3 protein-coding genes and 1 pseudogene are annotated in these 2,383 nt (G+C 71.5%); all 4 read right to left on the reverse strand.

Features of this window, described 5'->3' with window-relative positions; translation table 11 throughout:
• A partial coding sequence (locus F615_RS0117215; protein ID WP_019562382.1) for a hypothetical protein occupies window positions 1-479 on the reverse strand: 479 nt, incomplete at its 3' end.
• Window positions 480-484: 5 nt separating this feature from the next.
• Window positions 485-1,963, reverse strand: a complete 1,479-nt coding sequence (locus F615_RS0117220) for a phage portal protein (RefSeq protein ID WP_019562383.1) — start codon at window positions 1,961-1,963, stop codon at window positions 485-487.
• Window positions 1,963-2,184, reverse strand: a complete 222-nt coding sequence (locus F615_RS0117225) for a phage head-tail joining protein (protein ID WP_019562384.1) — start codon at window positions 2,182-2,184, stop codon at window positions 1,963-1,965. The genes F615_RS0117220 and F615_RS0117225 overlap by 1 nt, the downstream gene beginning before the upstream one ends.
• Window positions 2,184-2,383 (reverse strand): annotated as a pseudogene (locus F615_RS19080) (hypothetical protein); the annotation flags it as partial. The pseudogene F615_RS19080 and the gene F615_RS0117225, both read right to left, overlap by 1 nt.

Genomic DNA, 2,383 nt, shown 5'->3' on the forward strand with positions numbered 1-2,383 from the left:
GTCTCGGTGACGAAGAGCCGCTCGGCGGCGCAGCCGATGGCGTAGGCCGCGGAGAAGGCGGCGTCGTTGGCCACGGCCCAGACGGGCTTCACGGCCGCCGCCTCGCGCACGCGGCGGGCGAGTTCGAAGCAGCCGCCGGTCTCACCGCCGGGCGAGTCGATGTCGAGCACGATGCCGGCGACCGTCGGGTCGCCAAGTGCCGCCTCCAGCCGCGCGCCGATCTCGGCATAGCTGGTCAACCCCGAGGCCGCCTCCAGCCCCAGCGTGCGCTTGACCAGGGTGCCGTGGATCGGCAGGACGGCGATCGAGCTTGACGGAAACGCCGCAGGGTTCGGGGCCCGAGGCAGCGGCGGCGCGAGTTCGACGTCCGGCGCGGCGAGATTCAGGCGGTCGGAGAGCACCGCGAGGATCAGGTCGAGCTTGGCGCGCTGGACGAGCAGGGGCGTCCCGAACAGGCGGGCGGCGAGGTGAGGCAGCATCGGTGTCAGTCCTGGAGTTCGGTGTCGGGCACAGGTGTCGGCACCGGCCTCGATGCTTGGTCGTGCCGCGGATCCGAGTCGAAGACCAGCCCGAGGTCGTCCGCTCGCGCGTTGTCCGCCGCGATCTCGCGGTCGATGTCTTCGGCGTCGTAGCCGTAGGCCGAGATCGCCTCCGAGCGGCTCATGAGCCCTGCGCGGATCGCGAGCTTGAGCGCGTTGAACTCCTTGAGCGGATCGACCCACTGCCAGCCCTGCGGGATCCACTTGGCGGCCTGGTACGCGCGCCGGCGGCGGGCGTAGCCGGGCAGGTTCAGCGCGCCTTCCAGCACGGCCTGCTCCATCCAGGCCCGCCACACCGGGCGACAGAGCTGGTGCACGATCACCCCGTGCTGGAGGGCCTCGCAGCGGCGGCGGAACTCGAGCAATCCCGCGCGGATGCTGGAGTAGTTCACCTGCGTGAGATCACCGGTGAGCATCTCGTAGGTGATGCCCATGGCGGCGGCCACGGCCCGGAACTGCTGGCGCATGAACTCGCCGTAGCTCGCGCCCACGTCGGCCGGCGCCGAGAACTTGATGTCCTCGCCCGGCTCCAGGATCTGCAAGGTGCCGGGTTCGAGCCCGGCGAGTGCCGCGCCCTGGGCGTCCGGCAGCCCTTCGCCCATCAGGGTGTCCTCGGGGGCGAGACGGGTGATGAAGCCGGCGAACATCGCCGCGGTCTTCTTGCGTACCAGTTCCGCGTCGTCGTACTGGTCGAGCTCGTGCAGCTTCACCAGCGCCCGCGCAAGCCACGGCTCGCCGCGGATCTGCCCCGGGCGCAGCGGGCGGAACAGGTGGATGACCTCGGAGGCACCCACGCGCACGGTCTCCATGCCGCCCGTGCCCGACATGGGGGCGAGGCTGCCGTCACCCGGGTGCGAGCGGGTGAGGTGGTAGGCCACCCGCCGCCCGAGCCGGTCGAACTCGATGCCGGCGCGGATGACGTGGCCCGAGGGCAGGTCGCGGTTGAGCGTCGTCGGCAGGTGTTCGGGCTCGAGCACCTGCAGCTGCAGGCCCACCGGCAGACCGTCCTCGGGGCGGCGCCAGCGCAGGCGCACCAGCGCCTCGCCGCCTTCGAGCATCGCGCGGCAGGCGAGCGCCTGCAGACCGTAGAAGTCGGTGAGTCCTGCGGCGTCGGCCTCCTCCACCCAGTCCCACCACAGCGCGTGAATGGCCTCGCGCACGGCCGGCTCCTGCACCATGCTCTGCGGCTTGATGCCTGTGCCGATGGCGTTGGCCACGAAGGCCTCGATGCCCGCGGCGGCCCAGGCGTTGCGCCGCGCGAGATCGCGGCTCTTGGCGCGCAGTTCTGGCTGCGTGTAGGCCAGCGCCGCCACCGCCCCGGGGTTGCCGACCTGCCAGGCGACGGCCCTACGGCCGCCGCCCACGCCGTCGTAGGCGGGGCTCGTGCCGAGCAGCCGGCGCTTGAGGGTATGCCACCAGCCCATCACGTCCCCTTGGTCGTGTGAAGGCGGATCTGCCGCGGTGCGCCGGGCCACAGCCCCGTGGCCACGGCCTGCTCGAAGAGCTCGCGTTTCACCTGGCGAATAGCAGCTTGCAGTTCCTCCACGCTGCGGTACTCGACCGTCTTGTCGCCGAAGCTCACGCGCTTCTCGCCCTTGGCGAGCGCGGCTTGCAGGGCGTCCAGGTCGGCTTGGGTGTAGGCCATCAGCGGTAGACCACGAGGTTGATCTCGGCGGAGTCGGCGAAGGACGCGGCGGTGGTCGCGCAGCCCACATCGACGTGCGTCGGCGTCTTCTCGTCGGCGGTCGCGCGCACGATCAGCAGCCGCTGCGTGCCCGTGTTGGTGTTGCTGCGTGCGACGCCCACCCAGCAGTAGTTCGCGTCCGGCAGCGGGCTGGCGAAGT

This window comes from Caldimonas manganoxidans ATCC BAA-369, assembly GCF_000381125.1.
In the GTDB taxonomy this organism is placed as follows: Bacteria; Pseudomonadota; Gammaproteobacteria; order Burkholderiales; family Burkholderiaceae_C; genus Caldimonas; species Caldimonas manganoxidans.